The organism is Brevibacillus sp. HB1.3, from assembly GCF_013186635.1.
Taxonomy (GTDB): Bacteria; Bacillota; Bacilli; order Brevibacillales; family Brevibacillaceae; genus Brevibacillus; species Brevibacillus brevis_D.
The window spans coordinates 39,098-62,516 of sequence record NZ_JABMIT010000007.1 but is presented as its reverse complement, the minus strand read 5'-3'; the positions used below and the strand labels follow the sequence as shown (position 1 = coordinate 62,516).

The window sequence follows — 23,419 nt, the reverse complement described above, 5'->3', positions numbered from 1 at the left end:
TTAAGCCTTTCCTGCTTCGCCCTCCGGCTTCTGTCCCATTTTCCCACTACGCAGTGGAATTTCCTTCAGGAACAGCGCGATGATGACTGCGATACCCGCTACAATCGCCCCAGTCAAAAACGTAGTCGTAATTCCATAGCTCATCGCTTCCCGGATCATATCCAGCATGTGAGTAAACAGCGGCTGTAAATCCGGTGGCAAACTAGCCAGTGCGGCTTCAATTTTCGGCTGATCCAACAAATTTTGCGGATTCGTAAAGAGCGACAGCTTCTCTGCCAGAGCAGGGTCGGCTGATGCGGGATTGTTCACCTGACCCATGGCTCCCGACAGTTGCGTCATTTTCGCAGTCATGCTGGCACTCATGACGGTTCCCATGACAGCAATTCCAATGGTCCCACCGAGGTTGCGGAAAAGCTGCGACGTTGCTGTAGCGACACCCAATTGCTGCGGTGCGACTGCATTTTGCACCGTCAAAGAGAAGACTGGCATCGCAATCCCGATCCCCAAACCGAGAATGATCATGTAGATCACGAGCAAGTAAATTGGTGTGGCTGGCGACATGAAATACATCAGCACCATGCCCAAGGTCATGACGAGAAGTCCACCCAACGCCATCTTTTTATATTTTCCCGTCTTGGTCATGATTTGTCCGGCGATTGCAGAGGTCGCGAGCATGGCGATCGACATCGGCATCGCTACATAACCGGCCATTGTCGGAGAGATGCCTTTGACCCCTTGGACAAAGAATGGCACATAAATGATAGCACCCATCATCCCTGCGTTGAGGAAGAATCCGACCAGATTAGAGACAGTAAAAATACTGTTTTTGAACAAGCCCAGTGGAAGCACGGGAGTCTTTACTTTTCTCTCAATCATAATAAACACGGTCAACGCAATGATTGTGGAGGCAAACAAGCCAATAATTTGCCACGAGCCCCAAGCGTGTTTGCCCGGGCCATTACCTGCCCATGAGAAGGCGAGCAGCATCGGTACGATGGTGAGTGTCAGGAACAGCGAGCCGAAGTAGTCCACAGACTCTCCTTCTTGCTTTGGTACTTTTGGGAAATGAATCATGATCAACATAAAGGCAATCACGCCAATCGGCAAGAAGATCCAGAACACCCAATGCCAGTCGAGATGGTCGACGATATAGCCACCCATCAGAGGACCGAGCACACTGGATACACCGAAGACGGCACTCATGATTCCGCCCCATTTGGCGCGCTCGCGAGGCGCATACAGATCACCCATGGCGGTAAAAGCAGTGGACATGATGATCCCGGCACCCGCCCCTTGAATGCCACGATAGCTAATCAGTTGAAAAATATCAGTAGAAAACCCAGACAACAAGGCTCCGATACTAAACAACGCAATACCCGTCAAAATAAACGGTTTTCTTCCATATATATCGGAGAGCTTCCCAACCAGTACAGAAGCGACGGTTGAGGTCAGCAAATAAATCGTAATCGCCCACGAATAGTAATCCATGCCACCCAGCTTTGAAATAATACGCGGCATGGCAACCCCGATAATGGTCTGGTTGATCGCGGCGAAAAACATGGCTGTAATAATCGCGATCATAATCGTTACTTTCTTTTTCTCTGTCAGCTGTTGCAATCTTGATGCTCCTCTCTTTGTTGATCTATATTTTTCAGAACCTGGTGATAGATGCGGACTAAGTGTTGTTTGTCTTCATCAGATACGCCTGCAAAAAACTGTTCAATCGTGCTCCTCACCACGGCTTTGTATTGCCGCAGGATATCTTTTCCTTGATCGGTTAAGTCCAGTTGCACGACGCGGCGGTCCGTACTGTCACGATTTCTCGTGGCATAGCCGCAAGCAATCAATTTATCAGCGAGACTCGTAACCGCTCCGGGGGTAATGTTCATACGTACTGCAATAGAAGATGCCTTCTGCGGACCGCTCATATCTAGGATTCGCAAAAGCATCGCTTGTGATCCTGATACGAGTGGGTCCAAACGCTTGTGTGACTCAGCCGAAACCTTTCGTTGGAGTTGTATATAAAGTTCTTCAAAATTGACTTGGCTTTGCATCGTACCCTCTCCTGTTTTCATTGCTTAATTATATATGGTGTTAAATGTTTACCCACTAAAACATTTATGAGTATACATCGATTCATGAAGGAGAGTCAAATTAACCTTTTACCAATTTGACCAATTCAGGTGGTCATTATGTGATCAATTTCGTCATAAATCGGGGAAAAATACTATTTTTCGATTGGACTTCATGGAATTTTCAGAGTTGCGATGCTACAATCAGTTTTGGCATTCTTTTCATCTTAGATAAATAGATAGGTGGGATTTTTACGTGTTTGCGAAAAAATTAACCAGCGCATTGCTCGCTACAGCGCTGCTGTGCCCGATGTCGGCTTTTGCCGCCCAAGGGACAAAGCAGCCAGCAGATGTCGTATTAACGAACGGCGCGGTCTACACAGTGGACAATAAGAACAGCTGGGCAGAAGCAGTGGCCATTCGCGGTGATGAAATCGTCTTTATTGGCGCAGATGAATATGCGAAAGCACACATCGGCAAGAATACGAAAGTAATCGATCTGAAAGGCCAAATGGTATTGCCGGGCTTTATTGACAGTCATACGCATGCAAGCAAAACGACGGGACTTATTTACTCCATTGATTTGTTTGACGGTGGCTCTGTCGAGGAATACGTTACGATCATCGGGAAATTCGTAAAAGAGCATCCAAACGAACCAGCATTGCAAGGACGCGGCTGGAGCAATCCGGTAGTGCCTGGTATTGGTCCGCGCAAGGAAGTATTGGATAAAATCGTGCCAACGACTCCAATCGCGCTGACCTCCGACGATGGACATTCTTTGTGGGTGAACTCGGCAGCATTGAAGCTGGCCGGAATCACGAAGGGCATGCCAAACCCTGAGGGCGGCATTATCGAGCGCGATCCGAAAACAGGAGAACCATCTGGAACGTTGCGGGAAAGCGCAATGAATCTGGTGCTGTCAAAAATCGGGGGATACACCGTACAGCAATACAAGTCCGGGATTGAAGCCTACCAAGAAAAAGCCGTTGAACGCGGTGTAACGACAGTGCGCGATCCGGATATGCTGCGCTATCCAAACGTCTTGGAAGCGTACGAGGAGCTCGCGAAAGAGGATAAGCTGACAATCCGCTTCCGCAATGCGTTGACAGCGAACCCAGAAAAAGGACCTGAGCAGATCGCAGAATTCGTAAAAATCCGTGAGCGTAATCAAAATCAAAATCCGCTATTCCAGGTGAACGCCGTCAAAATCTTTTTGGATGGAGTCGTAGAAGGCGCCACAGCTTACTTGGAAAAGCCGTATGTCCATAAGGAAACAAACGGAGAATTAATCTGGAAGCCAGAGGTATACAATCAAACCGCTGCCGCAGTAGACAAGGCAGGCTTCCAATTGCACATCCATTCCATCGGGGATGCTTCTACCCGCATTGCACTAGACGGTATGGAGCTTGCTGAGAAACAAAATGGCAAGCATGATGCTCGCCACTCGCTCGTTCACTTGCAACTGGTCAATGAGTCAGACATCGAGCGCTTCAAGAAGCTGGGTGCAGTCGGAATCGTGCAGCCATTCTGGTTTATGCAGGAAGAGGGCTACTACGATGAGATCGAAGTGCCGTACTTGGGCCACGAACGCGCAGAAAAAGAATACCCGATGAAGAGCTTCCTGAAAAAAGGGGTGCATGTAGCTTCTTCGTCTGACTACATCGTAACGCCGGAATTCAATCCACTGCACGGCATTCAACAAGGTATTACCCGGATCGAGGAGGGTGTAACCGATCCGAGCAAAGTTGCCAACCCAGACGAGCGTGCGACGCTTGCGGAAATGATCGCCAGCTTCACGATTGATGGTGCTTACGCCAACCACGTGGATGACATCACAGGCTCGATCGAAGTCGGCAAGAAGGCAGATCTCATCGTGCTCGATAAAAACTTGTTTAAAATTCCAGCCGCTCAAATCAAGGATGCGAAAGTCGTGCTGACCTTGGTTGAAGGGAAGGAAGTTTATCGTCAGAAGGAAGCAAAGTAAGTGGGGAAAATGGCTGTCTTGTTGAGGCTGCTACAAAAGTGGTGTTTTGGAAAATAGCAAAAAATTTAGGAGGGACAAAAATCTCCCTGAACGCGAAGCGAGCCGTAGAAGCGATTCTACAGGCTCGTTTTTCTTTGAGTGTTTTTTGTTATGAAAAAATGGGCTTTTGCAGGAGCTCTCTGATTGGAGGAATAAAGTCAATGCTCCAAATGTTTGGGAGCACTTGTTTACCAGCCGGGGTCAGGGTAATAACTTGGTTTTGTTAGTTTTGACTCTATTGACGGTTCGGTCGTCAATGGGACTACAAATAGCGCAGATAAGACACATAAAGACAGAATCAATTTTTTCATGAGTACCCACCTTTCATGATTGGATATTGAATCCATTATACACTTTTACCAAATTTTGGAGTATATCAAAAGAAAAATTTTTCTCGTTTATTATGTGGTATTCCAGAAGTGTAGTGAAGCTCTTATTCACCTCTTCCAGCGCACCGATTTTTCCATAATAGGTTATGCTCTCCATAATACTATTTACGCCTAACTCTTCACAGTCTTGTTGAAGATAAAATCCACCTTTAGAGCGGTAATATAAACCCAACTGTTCATATTTGCTTGGAGTGTTTGGGGCTGTCGGTAGGAACGTGGACTCTGTTAAAAAAATATCTTGCATTCCTTCTTTGTTATTCATCCTAAAGTAGATTGCCAGTAGGTCGTTTGCGATAGGAAGACGGTCATTCTGGTCTTGGCACTCTAAACAGTCTTGCAGAGCGGGTATTGCTTTAGTGAACTTTTCAGTCTTTAGATATAGTTTGGCTCGAAGGTATTGCGCATTTTTACGTACTTGAGGGAAATTGAACTCATCGTATTTGTCTAAGTACACGGTCGCGAGTATATAGTCTCCCAATTCCATATACGAAGTGATAATTGTTAGGATTGCTGCCGCTTTTCTCTCACCCTGACTAGGATCTTGGTCTACGCCTTGTTTGCAGAGTTGGATACATTCTTCGTAAAGTCTACGACACCATGCATGTACTCCCAACTTGTAATACGCAAGAATACGCTCGTCCCTATGTAAGTAACTCATGTAATGCAGTAACTCTTTACCCTCTATGTAGGTTTGATCCAATTCTTTGAAATTTTCGCGTCGAATCATGTACTTTTGGTACAAAGAGCGGGCTAAATAAACAGGAATTCCATGTTCGCGGGAGTAGTGAGAAATGATATCGTAGATTGCCACTCGCAATTCTCCCTTTTCCATGGTTCCAGCTAACTGGTATAGGTAATCCAGTGACAAGAACGTATTATTCCTAGGAGATTCAAGTAGTCGCAGCGCGACTTTTTGTATAAGGATGGTATTCCCATGTTCTAGTACTACCTCTAATAGAAATTCAAGAGTTTCAATACGCTTGATTTTATCTAAATATGGTGTAATTGCCTGATATAAAGGTATCTTTAATATTTTTGCTAACTCGATGACGTTGCGCATGTTTGGACGGGTAAGAGAGTCTGTTTCGATTTTACTAATTGTAGCGGTCGAAATCTCTGTCTTGGTTGACAGTTCAGCTAATGTTAAATTAGCTTTTTCTCGATACATTTTTAGTACGTTACCAAATGTTTTAACCTCTAACACAGCTACAAATCCCCCCTAGTAAATTTCTTTTTATGGATAATATAACATGTGATTTTAACCATTAGTTACATATTTAACCATATTTTCTGATTCAATTACATTTTCTAGAAAAACGGAAATAAGGTTAAATTTGGAAACTTTGATATAGTCATAAATGTACTTATCGTAAAAAAGGGGGGGTGATAATCATAGGAGCTAGAGAATATATAAGAAAGGCCGTTCGCCCCTCTCGCCAATTTTACGCTTCGCGCTTTATTGTATTTGCAGTTGCAACTACAACTTCTGTAAGCAAGTGCACCGTGCCGCAATTAGAACTGGAAGTGTAATTGAGGGTATTTGGAAAATTTAATGATAATCGGGAGTTTAGGAAACGGCTGAGTTCAGAACTGACACCCGCAGTAAAATTCCCTGTTGGTTTAAGGTCATCAAAATGTTGGTGATACTAAAACGGGGAAGGAATAAATTATTTATTGAATGGAGCTGAAGTTATGTTTTTCTACAAAAGAAAGACCTCTCTTCTTTTGATCCTATTACTTTTGTTAGTTACAGTTATTCCTACCTTCGCTTCTGCTGAGAATAATACAAATGCTACCTCTAATGATCTTCATATCGAAATGACAGATGATATTACTTTAGAAGATCTGGCTAAATATCTTGATAATCCAAGAATTCTCGAAAGTAATGATGTAACTGTCATTCAAGATAAACAAGTTTCAAGTAGTTCTGAGGAAATGATGGATGGTGAGGTAAATGCTAAACCCGGCATTATCGTCGCCAAATTTAAACTTCCTGAAGAAGAGAAAAGCCAATCAAATATAGAATTAGGGGAGGCAGGTAAAGATAAAGCGCAGTCAGCGGATGGCTTAGCATTATTTTCTCTTGAGATAGACAATGACGTATTATATAGACAGGTCAAAACTAGAGTAAAACTGATTTCGTTTGTAATTCCTCCGGGAGGAAAGAAACCAGATTGGTGGAATGCTGATTTGACTTTAAGTGCTGCTACAGAAAGAAATGGGAGCTATATAGTAGAAAAGAGAGAGGATATTAAATGGGATAATCCTGCTGTTGGTTCTTACACAAATTGGGTCACATATTCTCTTAAAGACGCCCGATTTTGGCAATCAGTTGCTAGAATGACACCTTACTTTGGAAAAACCCCTGCTGGTGGCAGTCTTACTGTTTTTGCCCCAGATAAAATTTTGTTAAATCGTAAAGCTTTTGGCTATCCCTACTATAAAGATCCTATCTCTCAGCAGATAATGCCTGAACCCGAGACTACAACTTGGACTAAAGTTCATAAAGACTATAGGGTGCCTTGGACAGAGAAAGAGCGATCAGCATATAAGGATTGGTATAGGAAGCAATATAAAACAAACTTCGACTTTTTAGGGTATGATATTCATCATATAAGACCAAGGGCTTATGGGGGATCTAATGACCCGATAAACTTGATACCTATACCAAGAGATTTCCATAAAAGTACGGTGTCGCCCTGGTTTACGGGATATGGTGCAGGAGATAATCCGTGTACTGATGAAGAAACTGAATAATATAAGAGTAATCAAGGAGGGACCATTCAGATGTTGAAAGAACTAATGACAAGAATTAGCAATCAAACAGGTGTGGAATTTGTACAAGCCTCAGAAGAAAAGATTGCAAAACTAGAGTCACTTAATTTGCCTGAAGATTTCATTAACTACTTTTTGTCTTATAATGGAAAGAGGGAATTCGACTTAGGGGATTTAAGGGTATATTCAATTGATGACGTACTGATGGAAAATTACGAATGGGTTCCTGGAAGAGATGTTTCCAAATGCGGGTATATTGTTTTTGCTGCTAATTTAGGGGGAGATGTTTACTGTTTTGACCTGAGCAAAGAAGGGATAGAATACACGTTAGATAACACCCCCATTGTCATGTTCGATCATGAAGAAGACTTTGAGATAATGAGTAAGCAGCAAGTCAGTGGGTACGCTGAAAAGATTGCTGATAACTTAGTGATGTTTTTACAGGATCAATTGAAGAAAAGGGAAAATAATCTTTAAAAAGGAGCCACGCTATAGAGACTGCTAAAAACAGTAAAAAATTTAGGGATTACGAACTTCTCTCCCTGAACGCGAAACGAGCCTTAGAAGCGATTCTACAGGTTCGTTTTTCTTACAACTTGATACCTCAACCAAGAGATTCACATCGAAAAAGGGTGTCACCATGGTTTACGGGATATGGTGCAGGAGACAACCCGTGTACTGATGAAATAAATGATTGATTTAATGTAGTCAAGGAGGAGGGACATTTCAGATGTTGAAGGAGCTCATGACAACAATTAGCCATATAACAGGTGTGGAGTTTGTACAAGCCTCAGAAGAAGAGATTGCAAAATTAGAGTCACTCAATTTGCCTGAAGATTTCACGAACTATTTTTCTCAATACAATGCAACCAGAGTATTCGACTTAGGGGATTTAAGGATATGCTCAATTGCCAACGTACTGGTGGAAAACAATGAATTGGTTCCTGGAAGAGATGTATCCAAATACGGGTATATTGTTTTTGCTACTAACTTAGGGGGAGATGCCTACTGCTTTGACCTGAGCAAAGAAGGGATAGAATACACGATAGATAACACCCCCATTGTCATGTTCGATCATGAAGAAGACTATGAGATAATGAGTAAACAGCAAGTCAGTGAGTACGCAGAAAAGATTGCTGATAACTTAGTGATGTTTTTACAGGATGAGTTGAAGGAAAGGGAGTAGGGGATACGAATTTCCCTCCCAAAACGCGAAGCGAGCCTTAGAAGCGATTCTACAGGCTCGTGCTCGTTTTACTTACAACTTGATACCTCCACAAAGAGATTTTCATCGAAAAACGGTGTCACCATGCTTGCAGGAATTAGAAACATTACACGAACGCATCCGCAAATACCCTTGAACGACCACTTTTCGCTAAATGAGCAGTACGATAATCGTAAAAGGGATCATCCCCGAAAATAGCGAAAAACGCCCGAAATTGAAGATTCAGACGTATGCTTTCATAATGCCTATGATCGGGACCAAATAAAGCTGAGGTGACAGGGGATGGGGTAGTACCAGCGTCCACGGGACTCAATTATGTTTGTATTCGTAACCTTTGGGTTTAAGCGTCGAATGTAAAGATATTATTTTTCCGTTTTTTTCAGTATAAAAGTATTTTACATCGGGTTCATCAGCAAAAATAACTTCTACACTAAAGAACGGAAGCTTCCCAAAAACGCCATCTACACTAACTATTGTTTTCACATCAATATTTTTCTCGGTAATGAGATGTTGGCGTACCTGATTCTCTAAGCTTAACAAAGTTCCTTGAACATATATAACTGGAACAGAGATAAGGATTAAGCCTAGGAAAACGATAATCATTATTTTTTTGTTCATTTTGGTTATCCCCCAAAAGTGATTGTATATGGCCTTTGATAAACCACAATGTAGGACCGGACTACGATATAATTCACGTTCATCCAAAAGGACCCGTGATCGTTCTAAGTGGGGGTTCAACCGGAATATACACGCCGTATCTCGATTATACCCCAAATAAAGGGAAAATTATAAAGAAGAAGCCTTTATTCCATATGTCTTCCGTAAATTCTAAACAGGAAGGGAGAGGATTATCCCCTGCTTTTAGGGAATCATTCATACCATTCAGATTCAAGCAAATGTGGAGGTGTCCGATTTGACTCAAACAGAAGGAATCAAAACGATCAAACTGGAGATGAACGCGGGAGGCAATCCATTCGTCGTTCACACCGCAGTGCTATGGGATGAAAATGAAGCCATTCTTGTGGATACAGGTATCCCCGGACAATTGGAGCTGATTCAGAACGTACTGGCGCAAGAAGCGATTCCTTTTGAAAAGTTGACGAAAATCATCATTACCCATCAAGACCGTGATCATATTGGTAGCTTGCCTGAAATAGTAGCAGCAAAGGAAGGAAGCGTACAGGTGGTTGCTCACGAGGTAGCGATTCCGTATCTGACAGGAGAAACACCCTTGATCAAAAGTGGGGTACTGGCCCCTCCGGTAAAAGTTGATCATGCCGTACAGGATGGCGATGTTCTCCCTTCCTGTGGAGGTATCCAGGTGATTTATACGCCCGGTCATTCCCCCGATCACATCTCTTTGTATCATATTCCCAGCAAGACGTTGATTTCAGGAGACGCCCTCACAGCACAAGATGGAGTAGTTATGCCCTTCAATCCCGAATTCACGCCTGATCAACCGACAGCTCTGCAATCGATCCGCAAACTGCTTGAGTTCGATATAGAGACGGTGATTGCTTATCACGGCGGCGTTTGTACAGGGGGTATTAAACAACGTCTAGCGGAAATCGTAGCAAAGGAGGGCATGGATTCAGATGAACATCCGCAGAGGTAAAGGACAAGAAGCAAGCGAACTGAGTGAGCTAGCCTATCGCTCCAAAGCTTATTGGGGATACAGTGATGAATTCATGGAGGCTTGTCGCGATGACCTGACGCTATCACCTGCCTATATCGAGACGCAGGAAGTATATGTGTTAGAGGACGAGGGTAGCATCAAAGGCTTCATGAGTTTGGAAAAGGCTGCAGAGCAAGAGCAGTGGCTATTAGGCTATTTGTTCATGGAACCGGAGGCAGTTGGAAAAGGTTACGGAAAGGCTCTGTGGCAGTATATGGTGGAGGTGGCACAAAAGCTGGATATCCCTGTCATCACCATCCACAGCGACCCGTACGCAGAACCGTTTTACTTGTCGAGAGGGGCAAAGCGCGTAGGAGAAATCGCATCTACCGTTTTCCCGGACAGAACATTGCCGTTGTTGGAAGTAGAAATCGAAAAGGGACGGAGTGTGGAATAGCTGCAGTCTATTCCAAGTAGCAGCGACGCTCAAGCATGTAAAATGCTTGGGCTTTTTACGCTTCTCTTCCTTATTTCACGATTTTATACCGGATGGCCTTGGCAACTGCCTGTGTACGATCCTCCACGCCCATTTTCTGTAAAATGCGATGGATATGCGTCTTGACGGTTCCCCCTGAGATAAGCAGGTGCTGTGCAATTTGATCATTCCGTTTACCGTGGGATAGCTGCTCAAGTACGTCCCGCTCTCGATCGGTCAATTGATCAAACATGACAAGCGGTGGAAGCGCAGAGTCAAGGTCAGCATCAGAGTCAGAATGAGAGTCAGGCTCTTGATTCTTTTGTTGAAACTGTAGAACCTCCGCGAGAGCCTTGGCAGCTGTAGCCGTGTAGAACAGTGCCTCTCCCTGATGGGCCCTGCGAATGAGGTCCAACATATCCTGTGAATCGGAATCCTTTAGCATATAGCCGACAGCACCAGCGCGAATACCGTCCACGATGTAATCGTACGTGTCAAAAGTAGTGAGGATTAATACTTTTATCGAAGGATGGAGTCGAGTGATTTCGCGTGTTGCATCGATTCCAGACATATTCGGCATTTGTACATCCATTAAGACTACATCAGGAATGATTTCCCCTACGATCTTCACGGCTTCTTCTCCATTGGAAGCCTCCCCGCTTACTTCCATATCCTTCTGCATTTTGATGACATATCCCAATCCTTGGCGGATCATCGTTTGGTCATCGACCAGGACCACACGAATGGTCTCTTTTTTGTTTTGATTTTCCATGCTGGCATTCCTCCGTATTTATCGCTATTTGTTTATCAAAGCGGAAAGCTGATGTCAATTTGAAAGCCGTGTGGCTCTCGAATGGAATAGGAAAGGTCTCCGTTTAATTGCTTGGTTTGTTGGACGATACCTGTTAAGCCAGAGCCGAGCTTGATTTGATGATGATTCGTAATATTCCCATTGTCCCAAATGGCCAAGAATAGGTAGTTTTGCTTTTTTTCAATCGTGATGAAAATTTCTGTTGCATCAGAATGTCGTATGGAATTCGTAATTGCTTCTTGGAGAATCCGGTAAAGCGTAATGGTTATCTGCTGAGAGAGAGGTATGTCTGGATTGGGACTGATCAGCTTCATTTTGATGTCGGTATGCTGTTGGGCTCGTGATAAGAGTATACGCAGTGGTGTGATTCCCAGAGAGGATTTGTCTGCAGCCAATGTATGTACAGACGAGCGTATATCATCGAGGCCTTGCTTTGACACCGTAAGCATGTCTCGGACAGCCTCCTGTGCGTCACTCGGTCCACCCTGCAGCATGTATTTCAAAGCATTCAATTGAACGATTAAGGATGTGAGACTGTGTCCCAAAGCGTCGTGAACATCACGGGCGATTCGGGTCCTCTCCTCAAGGACAGCGGCACGAAGTGTATTCACAGAGGCCTCTTGAAGTTCAGAATGAGCTTCCTGGAGTTCAACATGCGCCTTTTGCAATTGTTTCAGATGCTGCTGACTCGACTCCTTTGCTTGATTTTGAACAGATAGTCCTCGTGCTCCGAGATACCATCCCATATAGGTCACGACATAGCCGATAACCTCCTCAAACATATAGTCTTTATGAAAGAACATGTAAGAAAAGGAGCATGCACCAAAAAAAATCGCATAGTACAATGCTCGGCGTTCAAGGATATGGAATCCAATAAATGCCACCAATGGCAAGGATAGACCGACCTCTTGCCCTACATAGAGAACCTTTATAAATGACACGGTACCAATAACGATAATGGCGATGTCTTTTTGAAATGGTTTCCAATTCTTTTTGGGTCTGAGAAACATCAGCAGGTAGCAGAAGATGATGATCATCGAGATGATAAATGGAATGGTGGGTTCATGAATGTAAGCACTTGGAATGAGAAAAAATGAGATCAATACAAAAAAACAAATGAGCAGGAAACGGGAGCGGAAAGATGCAGCTGAAGCGTTCAAGAAGACAGCCTCCTTTCTTGGTATACGTACCCTTTATAGTTTCATTTTAGCATGCGCTGTCGTCTATCTCCGGGTGTACGGACTTCTATCTCTGGATAGATAAAATCAAATTCCACATTTTGACTACCCGATAGACTTCGGGGACGAATCGTATAAGTACAATTTGATCTGTGGAGGGGAACACCCCAAACGATAGTCCGAAAAATAGACAATGGGTAGGAGGCTTTTATGAACGAACTGTTTCAGTTAGCGAAGATTCTAAGAGATACGAGCACCGTATTTTCCACACTGTCCATGCAAGCATTGGATTCAAGTGATATCACCTGGCAACAAGTTCTCATTCTGGAGCAAATCGCGATCAGCCCGAAAACAATGGGAGAAATCAGCAAGGCGATTGATCTTTCCTATAGTACGACCTCAGGTTTAATCAGTCGGCTGGAGCAGATGAACTTGGTACGCAGATTTCGCGATAAATCGGATCGGAGAATTGTGTGGGCAGCATTGACGGAGCGTGTACCAGCGAATTGGACGGAAGAAGAAGGAAGTGCTTGTACACCTACATCGCTGCATTCCTTGCGCGCGCTTATTTTGGAGAAAGAAATACTGAGCTGATACGCTGAGCCCCCTATAAACGAAGAGGTGAGAAAATTTTGAATATATCAGAACTGTCCATCAAACGTCCGGTCACGATGATTATGATATCCGTAGCCATCTTCATTTTTGGTTTGGTAACCTTTCCTCGCTTGGCTATTGAATTGATGCCATCGCTGACTTCTCCAGTCGCCGTAGTTGTTACCTCTGTGGAGGGGGCGGCTCCAGCTGAGGTAGAAAAGCTGGTTACCAAGCCGATCGAAAATGCACTAGGTACGGTTCCGAATTTAGACAAGGTTACATCAACCTCTGTGAACGGCTCCTCCTCAGTCATCCTCCATTTCAAGTGGGGAACAGACATGGACCAAGCCACGCTGAATATGCGAGATAAAGTAGATTTGGTCCGAGGGAGCTTGCCAGAATCAGCTGGTTCACCAAGGGTGTTGAAATTTGATCCGACAAGCCAGCCGATCATTGATCTGGCTATAACTGGCGATCAAGATGTCAACAAACTGAAAAAAATCGCGGACGATGTAATCAAGGCCCGTTTGGAACGAATAAACGGTGTTGCTTCTGTCACGGTCACTGGTGGGCAAGAGCGAATTGTCGATATCATCGTAGACCCAGCCAAACTAGCCGCCTATGGATTGACATTGGATCAAATAAAGGCAGCACTAGAAAACAGCAATGTCTCAGGATCAGCGGGTGCGATACGGGAAGGTGACGCAAAGACCAGTATTCGCGTGCAAGGAGAATTCACCAATGTGGACACCATTGCACTCACGCCGATCTCTGTCGGTGGGAGCTTTATCCGATTGAGTGATATTGCCAACGTAACAGACACCATCAAAGAAGTGACAAATCTGAGCTACATTGATGGAAAGCCAAGCTTGGGAATTTCCGTGATGAAAGGCACAGGCGGCAATACGATTAAAATCGCAAAAGACGTAAAGGCTGAGCTGGAGAAGATTAATAGCACGCTTCCAGCAAATGTAGAAGCACGTATCGTTCTCGATACCTCTACCTATATCCAGAGTTCCGTTGACAACACGGTAGTACATGCTCTGGCAGGTGGTGCCATTGGCGTACTCATGCTGTTCTTCTTCTTGGGCAGTCTGTCGTCTATGCTCATTGCAGTCATTGTCCTGCCTATATCGATCATATCAACCTTCCTCTTGATGTATATGACAGGTCAAACAATCAACCTGATTTCCCTGGCAGGTCTCACGCTCGGATTGGGATCATTAGTGGACTTCGCGGTTGTTATGCTGGAAAACATTTTCCGTCAGCGGGAACAAGGCAAAAGCATGATGGAAGCTGCATTGATTGGTTCCAAAGAGGTAGGAACCGCGGTGATGGCATCCGCATTGGCACAAATCTGCGTATTCTTACCGATTGCGCTGACAGAGGGTATTGTTGCTGAGCTTTTCGCACCGTTGGCATTGACGGTCGTTTTCTCACACATTGCAGCACTCGTTTTCACCTTCTTGCTGGTTCCGATGATGAGTGCTCGCCTGTTAAAAACTGTCCCGGAGCATACAAATCATGAAAACTATCGAGGCTTCAATCCGCTAACCTGGTTTAACATCGGATTCCATAAGGTAGAAAAGGGCTATCAAAGGGTACTCAAATGGGCATTGGGTCATCGAAAAACGGTGATTGGATCTGCTTTTGCCATGTTGATTGGCTCATTGATGCTAGTTCCCACTCTCGGAGCAGGTTTTTTCCCAGATATGGACCAAGGATTAATCCAAGTAGAGATCAAGCTGCCGAAGGGAACTGTCTTGACGGAAACAGAAAAAGTAATGAAGCAAGTAGAAGAAGTGGTCAATCAAGTGCCAGAAAAGAAATTGGTCAAGTCTTCGGTCGGGGGTGGCGACGGCATTTCAGAGAGCGGTGCCTCTACTTCTCATAACGCAACAATCGAACTGCACGTAGGAGAGATTTCTACGAGACAGCGATCGACAGAGGCAATTGCTGTGGGCCTGCAAGAGCAAGTCAAGCATATTGCAGGAGCAGATATCAAGGTGAAATCCCTTTCCGGTGGTATGGGGGGCGGAGCAGCCATCTCGATTGAAATTCGCGGAGATGATCTGGACGTCTTAACGGAACTGAGTGAGATTGTAAAAGAGGAAATAGCCAAGGTACCAGGAACGATGAACGTATCTACCAGTGTTAAGGAAATGAGTCAAGAGTTCGATGTGAAGGTCGATACAGAGAAGGCGAGCTTGTACGGGTTGACAACAAATGAAATCCTTTCTGCTGTCCGAACTTCTTTCCAAGGTCAAACGGTTACCCAGTATCGTACGGGTGAAGATGAAATTGATATCAATCTCAAGCTGCCTAAAGACTATAAGGAAGATATCAATTACTTGAAGAACCTGCGTATTTCCACGCCAACGGGCGCTCAAATCAGTCTCACTTCCGTAGCAACCATTAGCAAAGTCGATGTACCACCATCGATTGAGCGCAAAAACATGACGCGTGAAGTGACGGTCACAAGCGATTTGATCGGGGATAACCTGCAAGCGGCTGCGACGGAGGTTACGGATATCATCAATAAGCTGAATGTTCCGGATGGCTACACCATCGAAATGGGCGGACAGAGCGAGGATATGGGAAATTCTTTTGTGAATCTGGGTCTCGCGATCATCTTGTCCGTCGTGCTTGTGTACATGGTCATGGCTGCTCAGTTTGAATCACTTTTCAGTCCATTTATCATCATGTTCTCGGTTCCTCCGAGTCTTACTGGGGTCATATTGGGGCTTCTGTTTACAGGAACACCTATTACTGTATCTGTTTTGATCGGGTACATTTTGCTGATCGGTCTGGTCGTGAACAATGCGATTGTGTTAATCGATTTGATCAATCAGTTGCGTGCAAAAGGTTGGGAGCTACATGAAGCGATTTTACATGCAGGACCTGCTCGTCTGCGTCCGATTTTGATGACAACCCTCACGACGATTATGGCCATTGCTCCGCTCTCCGTTGCTGCTGGGTCCGGTTTAGAACTGCAAGCGCCCATGGCCACTACCGTCATGTATGGCTTGATTTTCTCCACCATGATCACGCTCATACTCGTACCTGTGGTTACCGTATGGTTTGATGAAATGGGACAAAAGAGACGCAACAAACGCAAGCAAAAGCAGGCAAAGAAAATTCGTACCACGTTAGAATCGACAAATGCATGAGAAAAGAGGAGGAACCATTCATGATCATAAATAAAAGAATCGCGATTGTGGCGCTACTTTCCCTTACCTTGATCACAGGCTGCGCAAGCCAGGAGGATGCAGCAACAACTGCTGCCCCACCAGCAGAAACGGTTACCCCTGTAAAGGTTGCAACGGTGGCACAAGGCGTGGTCACATCGGAGGCTGGATTGACTGCAAAATTGGCACCAAGTGAGGAAGTACAAATGTCACCAAAAACTAGCGGGAAAATTGCATCTCTCCCAGTAAAGCTGGGGCAGGCCGTAACAAAAGGACAATTATTGTTTACACTCGATACGAATGAGTTGTCTAACAGTGTAAGAGAACAAGAAGCATCTCTCCGTGTGGCAAAAGCGAACTTAACCCAAGCAGGCAGCACCTCTAACCAAAGCTTGGTGGAAGCACAAAATGATTTGACGGAAGCAGAACGAGCGCTTGCTGACGCCAAACTGAATCAACAACGTAATCAGAAGCTGCTCGCAGAGGGAGCGATTGCTACTGAGAAAATGGAAGAGGTAAATACAACGCTCACAAAAGCCCAGATTTCCTATGACAATGCAAAGCAGAAGCTGCAAGGCGCGAAACAAAAAACGGGTGTGCAAGTATCGGCAGCGAGTGTAACGGAGTCCGAGGTCAGACTGCAAAATGCTCGTGAGCAACTGGCGAATGCAAAGGTTGTCTCCCCCATCGACGGATTTGTCGCAAGCGTGACCGGAGCAGTGGGACAGATGGCAGGCCAGCAACCTATTGTGACCGTCGTTAAAACGAATCCACTTGTGGTCAAAGCGAATTTGTCTGAAGCAGATGTGACGAAAGTAAAAGTAGGAACAGTCGTCAAAGTAAACGTGCAGTCTACAGGCAAAACGATTGATGCAAATGTAACGGCGATTAGTCCGGTCATGGATTCGCAGCTCAAAGCCTATCCAGTAGAAATCACGATTCCAAATGCTTCTCATGAATTGAAGTCCGATATGGTCGTAAATGTTACCTTCCCACAAAGTTCAGAAGGAGCGAAGTCACTAGTCATTCCTCGCAAGGCCGTATTTGAGCGTGAAGGCAGACCATACGTGTTCAAGTTGGAAGGGGAAACAGCCAAGCAAGTGGAAGTGTCAACAGGCAACTCGACAAGCGAGTTGATTGAAGTAGTATCCGGCCTAGCCAATGGAGATAAAGTCGTGGTAAAAGGACAGACGCTGCTTGCAGATGGCGGCAAGGTCAGTATTCAAGAGTAAGTAGATAGGGAAGAAAAAGAGGCGGAGCAGATCCGTCTCTTTTTGTTATGAAATGGTAAAAACATTTACTCTACCAAATATGCTAAACAGAGTATAATTTTAGCTATGATCAATGGAGAGTTAAAAATCAATGCCTCAAACTTTTACATAATCCCGACATCAAAGCAATGAGGGGATAAGGAGTCATACATGATTATATCTACAAAACTGTGCAAAGGAATTGCACTGCTCATGACAGTCGTGCTCGTCTCTGGATGCTCGATGTTTGCGAGCAAAGATGAATCCACAGAGCGCCAGAAGACAGAGAAGAAACAGACTATCACTCGATACACGGGTGAAAAAAGCAAGGTGCTGCCTTATGTATATACGGGGCGCAAGGAATTGGCCCTGACGTTTAACGGCATGGGCGACGAAAAGATGATGAAAAGTCTTTTGGAGCAGCTAGATTCCCATAAGATCAAAGCCACTTTTTTTCTGCCGGGTATGCGTGTCGCCGAGGAGCCAAGCATCGCCAAGGACATTTTGGCCCGTGGTCATGAAATCCAAAACAACACATTGAATCAACTGGATATGAGCAAGCTCAGCTACGAGCAAATTTATCGGGAGATTCAGTTGAGTAATGAGGTCATCAAACGCGAGACGGGTATTTCCCCTCGCTATGTGAGAACCAAATCTGGCGATGTGACGGATGACGTCCGTTTGGCAGCCGCCCATCTCGGGATGGAAGCGGTCGTCAGCTACAACATCAACCCGAAGGACCGCGATTTGCAAAAAGACGCCAAAACCATTGGAGATTACATAACACGCTACATGTCCAGAGGCAGCATTATCTCACTCAATACAGACATCAATCCTGAGGTGATCCCAGCCATTCCGTTGATCGCCAAGGCAGCAGCGGATATCGGCTACCAGTTTGTCCCGCTCAGTGAGATGGTGAAAAACGGCGGTGAACGCAAGCCGCTGGAACAAATACCAGGCTTTGACGCAGTAAAACTGAATCCGCAATTCGAAAATGCCAAGTACGAGATCATCTCTCAGGTCGACACAAATAAAAAACAGATCGCGCTAACCTTTGACGACTGGGGAAGCGACAAAACCGTAACGAAACTATTAGATATTTTGGCGCAGCATGATGTCAAAGCGACGTTCTTCTTGCGGGCAAAAGGGGTGGAGAACAATCCAAATTTGGCAAGAGCGATGGTGGAGAGTGGTCATGATGTGGCCAACCATTCGTATAGCCATCCGGTCATAACGACACTGACAACGGAAGAATTGCAGAAGGACGTGGTCAAAGCACATCAGGTCATTACCGAAGCGATCCAACAGCAGCCTGTCATGCTGTTCCGTCCGCCGACTGGCGTAGTAGACGATCACACAGCCAAAGTGATTGCAGCTACGGGATACAAGGTCATTGCGTTGTACGATGTTACCACATTGGATTGGGACAATAAAAACAGCGCGAAAGATATCGTAAATGGCGTCATGAGCAAGACGAAAAATGGCAGTGTCATTTTGCTGCATATGCTAGATGACATCCACACGATTGAAGCACTCCCGATTGTACTGGAAAGCCTGAAAAGCAAAGGCTACACCTTTGTAAAGATGGACGACATGATCAAACAAAGACACTCCGGCAACTAATCCCTTTCTCAGAAAGGGATTTTTTTTGCTTTTTTTCGCAAAGCTCGGGCGATTGACAGTAAAAATACTGTTTGTTATAGTTTTATCGATAATGATAATCAATATCGATTGTAATATTACTTACATCTATCTTACAAACGTACATAAGGGAGGCTCATTATGCTTACGAACCAAACAGTAAAGGCTGTCTTTGCTGTCATTTTGGTGTTCTCGCTTTTTTTGACGGCATGCGGTGGAGCAAATACGGCAACGCAAGCACCCGCAACGGATTCTGCTTCCAAGCCAGCTGACAAGTCAACAGCAGCCCCTACTGAGAACAAAATGCGCAGCATCGAAACACCCAAGGGGACCATTCAAATTCCTGATAAGCCACAACGTATTGTGACGGATTACTACGCAGGCGAGTTGATTGCAGTAGGCGGAAATGTAATCGGTGCAGAGACGGAGGCTTTTAAAAGCCCGTTTACCGTTGAACCATTAAAAAATGCACAAGACGTGGGTAGCCCGCGGATCAATGTGGAGAAAACGTTAGAGCTGGCTCCTGACCTCATCGTCGTCATGTATGATGATAATTATGAAGCCTTGTCCAAAATCGCTCCAACCGTTTATCTTCCGTACGGTACGGCGACCAACATTTACGATACGCTCAAATTGTTCGGAGAAGTGGTTGGCGATAAAGAAAAGGCAGACAAGTTCATTGCAGACTTTGACAAAAAGGCTGCCGAGGGGCGCGAAAAGCTGAAAGGCATCGTGGATGAGAATGCAACGGTTGGTCTCTACGAGCTGACGAACAAAGGAGATTTGTGGATCTTCGGCGATCACGCAGGGCGCGGTGGTCAAATCGTGTACAATGCATTGAAGCTGAAAATGCCGCACGCAGACAAATCCAAAGAGCAAACCTTACAGCTGTCCATGGAAACCTTGCCAGAATACGCTGCGGATTACATGTTCGTGACTTTCTACAATCCGGAAAAAAATAGCGAAGCCTTGAAAACCTTACAGGAGTCTGCTGTCTGGAATGCTACCCCTGCTGCGAAAAACAATCAGATTTTCTACAACGACTACGATACCTTCTATCGCTATGATCCAATCGCGATCACAGCACAGATTGATATGTTCGTAGATATGCTGATCAAAAGACACGAAGAGAACAAGAGCAAAAAATAGATCACAAGAAAAGTCATTCCTCCCCGGATGACTTTTTTTCGTCTCACGTAATAAACCTTACAAAATGTAAAGAAAACTGTAAGGAACATCAATAGCTCCTCTTCTGGAATTTGGTTACAGTGAATAGCGACGGAAACAACGAACGCGAGCCAATAGATAGAATGGAGGAACGTAGAATGAGTACTGCTGTACTAGAAGTGAAAGACGTTCAAAAAATATATGGGACAAAAGGTGAGAGCCAATCGCATGCCTTAAAAGGCGTATCGATGACCATAGATAAAGGTGAGTTCGTGGGAATCATGGGGCCATCCGGTTCGGGTAAGACGACTTTGCTCAACGTGATTTCCACACTGGATCGTCCAACAGAAGGCTTTATTGAGATTGCGGGAACGAACATTACACAGATGAAGCGTAATCAGCTCGCAGATTTTCGTTCGCAAAAGCTCGGCTTCATTTTTCAAGATTTCAACCTGCTAGAGAATTTGTCCGTATATGAAAACATTGCATTGCCGCTGTCTTTGCAAGGTGTCCCTTCCAAAGAGATCAGCACCAAAGTAAGTAAAGTAGCACAAGCACTCGGGATCGAAGAGATTTTGCAAAAATATCCGGTTCAAATTTCCGGGGGACAAAAACAACGCGCCGCGGCAGCACGCGCACTTGTGCATGATCCTGCGATTCTGCTTGCGGACGAACCGACAGGCGCCCTCGACTCGAAGAATGCGAAAAGCTTGCTGGAAACGATGACAGATTTGAACGAGAACCACCAAGTATCAATCATGATGGTTACGCATGACGCCTTTTCCGCTAGTTATTGCAAACGGATCTTGTTCATTCAGGACGGCAAGCTGTACACCGAGATTCAACGTACGGGAGATCGTCAGCAATTTTTTAAACAAATTCTGGATGTACTGGCCGAGCTAGGTGCATCACATGATGTACGCTAGGAGGTAACGTCTCATGCTTTTCAAGCTATCCTTGTCCAGTATGCGGAAGATGATGAAGGACTATCTGGTTCTGCTCGTTGGTCTGGTCATCTCCATTTCGATTTTTTACATGTTCCAGACGCTTGCCCTCAATTCTGATTACACGAAAAACAACGCGATGATTTCTTCGATTCAGATCGTTTTCAATGTAGGGGCATTCCTGCTGGCGTTTATCACGATTTTCTATATTTTCTATGCCAACTCATTCCTACTCTCGCTACGGCGCAAAGAGCTCGGAATGTACATGGTCTTAGGGGCGAAGAAGGGGAAAATCAGCCAGATTCTGTTCCTGGAAACATTGACGATGGGGATCATTTCTTTGGTGATCGGTAGTCTGGTTGGTATTGCCCTTGCAAGCGGCATCGGTGTCTTGCTCATGAATCTGCTGGAGATTTCGACAGAGGGGTACTATCCTTTTTATCTGCCAGCGATTTGGATGACATGGGGATTCTTCCTCATCCTGTTTATCATCACATCTACGATCAATGCTGCTCGTTTGGCTCGTGCAACTGAGCTCGCTCTCATCCGTGCTGAGCAACAAAATGACAAAATCAAGTCAAAAGGAATCGGAGCGATTTTGGTCGCTATCCTTGGCGTGATCCTGTTGGCTCTGGGTTATACATGTTTGCACTTGCTTATGTACCTGCAAGCACTTGGCTTTATTGTAGGGGCGATTTCATGCACCATCGGGACGTACTTGATTTTCATCTCGCTGTTGCCAGTTCTTGTACAGGCTCTGAAGAAAAATAAAAAGCTGAATGACAGCAAGTTGAACGCATTCACCTTTGCTCAGCTACGCTTTCGGGTGAACAACCTGACCAAAATCCTTGGTACAGTAGCCATGCTGATTGGGCTTGGTGTCGGAGCGATGGCAGGGGGCTTGGCCTTCCAGCAAAATGTCAATTTGTTTACCACGGTGTTCCATGTGTATGACGTGAATCTGCATGATCCGGTTGAAGCGGATTATCAGGCACTGAAAAAAATGAACGTCCTGGAGCAAAATACGTATCGATACAAAGTCGACGACAAGGCGTATTACTACTTGAAGGAAGACTTGCTGGCAAAACCGTTGTTGCTTTCCACGAACAGCATTCAAAATTACTCTGCTGAAAACAAGCCAAAACTTGTGACTGATCCGCTTCCGAAAGAGACGTATATCGTTAGTTCGTCAAAAGAGGACAAAGGTAAATACGATGCTATTCCTGAGGATTGGGACAAAGCGATATTCACCAACTTTATCAACTACCAGATGATTGAGGGCAAATCTGTTCTGGTTGTGGATCAGGCGACGTATGAGCAAATCGCTGGAAGTGAACACAAGGTTCTCCTTGCACAGGTTGACGACTATTTGAAGTACACGCAGGAATTAAAAGCAATGGATGAACGTCAAAAGCAACTGATTGGGTCTATCACAAATGTAGAAGCGAAAGACGTATACACTTCTTCCAAATACAGCACGTATGCGGGAATGTATATTTTCACAAGCGGAACGATGTTCATGGGCTTCTTCCTCGGAATTGCTTTCCTGGCGATGATGGCGAGCTGCCTGATGTTCAAAATCTTGTCCGGTGCTTCCCGTGACAAAGATCGTTACAGCATGCTGAGAAAAATCGGCGTACGTCAATCGTTGCTCGTAGGTTCGATCTATAAAGAGCTGTTCATGGTATTCGTTTTCCCGGCGATCATCGGTCTGATGCACGTATTGATTGGTATGGAGATGTTCTCGTTCATCCTTTTGGATCCGTACCTGAACATCTGGATTCCAACACTGATTTTTGTTGTGATCTATGCGATTTACTATTACATTACGGTTCAGCTTTATCGTGGAATTGTGTTGCCAAAAGAAGCGTAATTTTAAAGGGGAAAATCCTTCTCATTAGAGGTGGATTTTTTCCCTTTTATGGAGCGCTTTTTCTGTTCTTGAGAACGATCGTACCTGCATGGGATAAGCTATATGACCAAAGAACTTTAATAAAAATTTTAAGTTTACCCCACTTTATATTTTAGAAGTTTTTTCTAACCTATACCTAGGAAAGAAATCATAAACGCGA

19 protein-coding genes are annotated in these 23,419 nt (G+C 44.8%); 13 read left to right on the top strand and 6 right to left on the bottom strand.

Annotated features, from left to right (window positions below; translation table 11 throughout):
* Both HPY31_RS17400 and HPY31_RS17395 read right to left on the bottom strand, forming a co-directional pair.
* Positions 1-1,617: an MFS transporter gene (locus HPY31_RS17400; protein ID WP_172141735.1), complete on the bottom strand. Its 1,617-nt coding sequence runs from the start codon at positions 1,615-1,617 to the stop codon at positions 1-3.
* Positions 1,605-2,054 (bottom strand): MarR family winged helix-turn-helix transcriptional regulator, encoded by a 450-nt coding sequence (locus tag HPY31_RS17395; RefSeq protein WP_253901847.1) that lies wholly within the window; start codon positions 2,052-2,054, stop codon positions 1,605-1,607. The genes HPY31_RS17400 and HPY31_RS17395 overlap by 13 nt, the downstream gene beginning before the upstream one ends.
* Before the next feature lie 274 nt (positions 2,055-2,328).
* Here HPY31_RS17395 and HPY31_RS17390 point away from each other — a divergent pair, with 274 nt between their 5' ends.
* Positions 2,329-4,056, top strand: a complete 1,728-nt coding sequence (locus HPY31_RS17390; RefSeq protein WP_172141733.1) for an amidohydrolase — start codon at positions 2,329-2,331, stop codon at positions 4,054-4,056.
* A 363-nt stretch (positions 4,057-4,419) separates the two neighbouring features.
* Here the strand turns inward: HPY31_RS17390 and HPY31_RS17385 are convergent, their stop codons facing one another.
* Complete coding sequence (locus tag HPY31_RS17385; RefSeq protein ID WP_172141732.1) at positions 4,420-5,688, bottom strand: helix-turn-helix domain-containing protein; 1,269 nt, start codon at positions 5,686-5,688, stop codon at positions 4,420-4,422.
* A 488-nt stretch (positions 5,689-6,176) separates the two neighbouring features.
* Here HPY31_RS17385 and HPY31_RS17380 point away from each other — a divergent pair, with 488 nt between their 5' ends.
* The 3 genes from HPY31_RS17380 to HPY31_RS17370 all read left to right on the top strand — a co-directional run bounded on the left by HPY31_RS17380 (position 6,177) and on the right by HPY31_RS17370 (position 8,445).
* Positions 6,177-7,241, top strand: a complete 1,065-nt coding sequence (locus tag HPY31_RS17380; protein ID WP_172141731.1) for an HNH endonuclease signature motif containing protein — start codon at positions 6,177-6,179, stop codon at positions 7,239-7,241.
* A gap of 30 nt (positions 7,242-7,271) precedes the next feature.
* Positions 7,272-7,736 (top strand): SMI1/KNR4 family protein, encoded by a 465-nt coding sequence (locus HPY31_RS17375; protein ID WP_172141730.1) that lies wholly within the window; start codon positions 7,272-7,274, stop codon positions 7,734-7,736.
* 253 nt (positions 7,737-7,989) lie between these two features.
* Entirely contained in the window at positions 7,990-8,445 is a 456-nt protein-coding gene (locus HPY31_RS17370) for an SMI1/KNR4 family protein (RefSeq protein WP_172141729.1), read from the top strand.
* A 348-nt stretch (positions 8,446-8,793) separates the two neighbouring features.
* On the opposite strand, the gene HPY31_RS17365 is transcribed toward HPY31_RS17370, so the two are convergent.
* Positions 8,794-9,102, bottom strand: coding sequence for a DUF3139 domain-containing protein (locus HPY31_RS17365; protein WP_172141728.1), 309 nt, complete (start codon positions 9,100-9,102; stop codon positions 8,794-8,796).
* 295 nt (positions 9,103-9,397) lie between these two features.
* Here HPY31_RS17365 and HPY31_RS17360 point away from each other — a divergent pair, with 295 nt between their 5' ends.
* Both HPY31_RS17360 and HPY31_RS17355 read left to right on the top strand, forming a co-directional pair.
* Entirely contained in the window at positions 9,398-10,099 is a 702-nt protein-coding gene (locus tag HPY31_RS17360; RefSeq protein ID WP_172141727.1) for an MBL fold metallo-hydrolase, read from the top strand.
* Complete coding sequence (locus HPY31_RS17355) at positions 10,080-10,556, top strand: GNAT family N-acetyltransferase (RefSeq protein WP_172141726.1); 477 nt, start codon at positions 10,080-10,082, stop codon at positions 10,554-10,556. Before HPY31_RS17360 ends, HPY31_RS17355 begins: the two co-directional genes overlap by 20 nt.
* Before the next feature lie 70 nt (positions 10,557-10,626).
* On the opposite strand, the gene HPY31_RS17350 is transcribed toward HPY31_RS17355, so the two are convergent.
* A complete protein-coding gene (locus tag HPY31_RS17350; protein WP_172141725.1) occupies positions 10,627-11,346 on the bottom strand; it encodes a response regulator transcription factor in 720 nt (239 codons plus the stop codon).
* A 35-nt stretch (positions 11,347-11,381) separates the two neighbouring features.
* On the bottom strand, positions 11,382-12,545 hold the full coding sequence (locus HPY31_RS17345; protein ID WP_172141724.1) for a sensor histidine kinase: 1,164 nt from the start codon (positions 12,543-12,545) through the stop codon (positions 11,382-11,384).
* Between the two features lie 228 nt (positions 12,546-12,773).
* On the opposite strand from HPY31_RS17345, the gene HPY31_RS17340 reads away from it, so the two are divergent.
* From HPY31_RS17340 to HPY31_RS17310, 7 genes are all read left to right on the top strand, one after another.
* Complete coding sequence (locus HPY31_RS17340; protein ID WP_172141723.1) at positions 12,774-13,157, top strand: MarR family winged helix-turn-helix transcriptional regulator; 384 nt, start codon at positions 12,774-12,776, stop codon at positions 13,155-13,157.
* Positions 13,158-13,195: 38 nt separating this feature from the next.
* On the top strand, positions 13,196-16,327 hold the full coding sequence (locus HPY31_RS17335) for an efflux RND transporter permease subunit (protein WP_172141722.1): 3,132 nt from the start codon (positions 13,196-13,198) through the stop codon (positions 16,325-16,327).
* A gap of 20 nt (positions 16,328-16,347) precedes the next feature.
* Entirely contained in the window at positions 16,348-17,577 is a 1,230-nt protein-coding gene (locus HPY31_RS17330) for an efflux RND transporter periplasmic adaptor subunit (RefSeq protein ID WP_172141721.1), read from the top strand.
* A gap of 189 nt (positions 17,578-17,766) precedes the next feature.
* Entirely contained in the window at positions 17,767-19,218 is a 1,452-nt protein-coding gene (locus tag HPY31_RS17325; protein ID WP_172141720.1) for a polysaccharide deacetylase family protein, read from the top strand.
* 159 nt (positions 19,219-19,377) lie between these two features.
* Positions 19,378-20,385, top strand: a complete 1,008-nt coding sequence (locus HPY31_RS17320) for an ABC transporter substrate-binding protein (RefSeq protein ID WP_172141719.1) — start codon at positions 19,378-19,380, stop codon at positions 20,383-20,385.
* A gap of 176 nt (positions 20,386-20,561) precedes the next feature.
* On the top strand, positions 20,562-21,329 hold the full coding sequence (locus HPY31_RS17315) for an ABC transporter ATP-binding protein (RefSeq protein ID WP_016741130.1): 768 nt from the start codon (positions 20,562-20,564) through the stop codon (positions 21,327-21,329).
* 13 nt (positions 21,330-21,342) lie between these two features.
* On the top strand, positions 21,343-23,220 hold the full coding sequence (locus tag HPY31_RS17310) for an FtsX-like permease family protein (protein ID WP_172141718.1): 1,878 nt from the start codon (positions 21,343-21,345) through the stop codon (positions 23,218-23,220).
* The last annotated feature ends 199 nt before the right edge of the window (positions 23,221-23,419 follow it).